1 protein-coding gene and 1 pseudogene are annotated in these 1,856 nt (G+C 51.1%); both read right to left on the bottom strand.

What is annotated here, in order from left to right:
• Positions 1–296: 296 nt before the first annotated feature.
• Positions 297–1,135 (bottom strand): annotated as a pseudogene (gene aadA1, locus KY379_RS27105) (ANT(3'')-Ia family aminoglycoside nucleotidyltransferase AadA1).
• Positions 1,136–1,204: 69 nt separating this feature from the next.
• Positions 1,205–1,759: an aminoglycoside N-acetyltransferase AAC(6')-Ib' gene (locus tag KY379_RS27110; protein ID WP_014454105.1), complete on the bottom strand. Its 555-nt coding sequence runs from the start codon at positions 1,757–1,759 to the stop codon at positions 1,205–1,207.
• Positions 1,760–1,856 lie beyond the last annotated feature (97 nt).

Genomic DNA, 1,856 nt, shown 5'->3' on the forward strand with positions numbered 1-1,856 from the left:
GCTAAAGATATGTTCTTGCAAGTCCTGATGTGAGAAGTTCACTTGATTATATAATTGCTTTGATTTTTCCATGCTGTGGCTCCAAAAAACATTTGATTTGAAGACTACCATTTACCTGAAAGTTCTCAACAAAAACAAAACCAATAAAAACAGACACTTAAAACACCCCGTTTTAGCCAAGATAAGGCATCAAAATGGCATTTTAAAGGGTGCTAATTCAAAATAAGCGATGCGGCCAGCTAGAAAAAAGTTTTGGTGAACCTGGTGAGTTTTAGAGAAAGCACATAACGCTTGAGTTAAGCCGCGCCGCGAAGCGGCGTCGGCTTGAACGAATTGTTAGACATTATTTGCCGACTACCTTGGTGATCTCGCCTTTCACGTAGTGAACAAATTCTTCCAACTGATCTGCGCGGGAGGCCAAGCGATCTTCTTCTTGTCCAAGATAAGCCTGTCTAGCTTCAAGTATGACGGGCTGATACTGGGCCGGCAGGCGCTCCATTGCCCAGTCGGCAGCGACATCCTTCGGCGCGATTTTGCCGGTTACTGCGCTGTACCAAATGCGGGACAACGTAAGCACTACATTTCGCTCATCGCCAGCCCAGTCGGGCGGCGAGTTCCATAGCGTTAAGGTTTCATTTAGCGCCTCAAATAGATCCTGTTCAGGAACCGGATCAAAGAGTTCCTCCGCCGCTGGACCTACCAAGGCAACGCTATGTTCTCTTGCTTTTGTCAGCAAGATAGCCAGATCAATGTCGATCGTGGCTGGCTCGAAGATACCTGCAAGAATGTCATTGCGCTGCCATTCTCCAAATTGCAGTTCGCGCTTAGCTGGATAACGCCACGGAATGATGTCGTCGTGCACAACAATGGTGACTTCTACAGCGCGGAGAATCTCGCTCTCTCCAGGGGAAGCCGAAGTTTCCAAAAGGTCGTTGATCAAAGCTCGCCGCGTTGTTTCATCAAGCCTTACGGTCACCGTAACCAGCAAATCAATATCACTGTGTGGCTTCAGGCCGCCATCCACTGCGGAGCCGTACAAATGTACGGCCAGCAACGTCGGTTCGAGATGGCGCTCGATGACGCCAACTACCTCTGATAGTTGAGTCGATACTTCGGCGATCACCGCTTCCCTCATGATGTTTAACGTTTGACATGAGGGGCGGCCAAGGGCGCCAGCCCTTGGACGTCCCCCTCGATGGAAGGGTTAGGCAACACTGCGTGTTCGCTCGAATGCCTGGCGTGTTTGAACCATGTACACGGCTGGACCATCTGGGGTGGTTACGGTACCTTGCCTCTCAAACCCCGCTTTCTCGTAGCATCGGATCGCTCGCAAGTTGCTCGGCGACGGGTCCGTTTGGATCTTGGTGACCTCGGGATCATTGAACAGCAACTCAACCAGAGCTCGAACCAGCTTGGTTCCCAAGCCTTTGCCCAGTTGTGATGCATTCGCCAGTGACTGGTCTATTCCGCGTACTCCTGGATCGGTTTCTTCTTCCCACCATCCGTCCCCGCTTCCAAGAGCAACGTACGACTGGGCATACCCAATCGGCTCTCCATTCAGCATTGCAATGTATGGAGTGACGGACTCTTGCGCTAAAACGCTTGGCAAGTACTGTTCCTGTACGTCAGCAAGTGTCGGGCGTGCTTCTTCTCCGCCCCACCACTCGACGATATGAGATCGATTTAGCCACTCATAGAGCATCGCAAGGTCATGCTCAGTCATGAGGCGCAGTGTGACGGAATCGTTGCTGTTGGTCACGATGCTGTACTTTGTGATGCCTAACTTTGTTTTAGGGCGACTGCCCTGCTGCGTAACATCGTTGCTGCTCCATAACATCAAACATCGACCCACGGCG

Origin of the sequence: Pseudomonas sp. HD6422 (assembly GCF_025377065.1) — a bacterium.
In the GTDB taxonomy this organism is placed as follows: Bacteria; Pseudomonadota; Gammaproteobacteria; order Pseudomonadales; family Pseudomonadaceae; genus Aquipseudomonas; species Aquipseudomonas putida_U.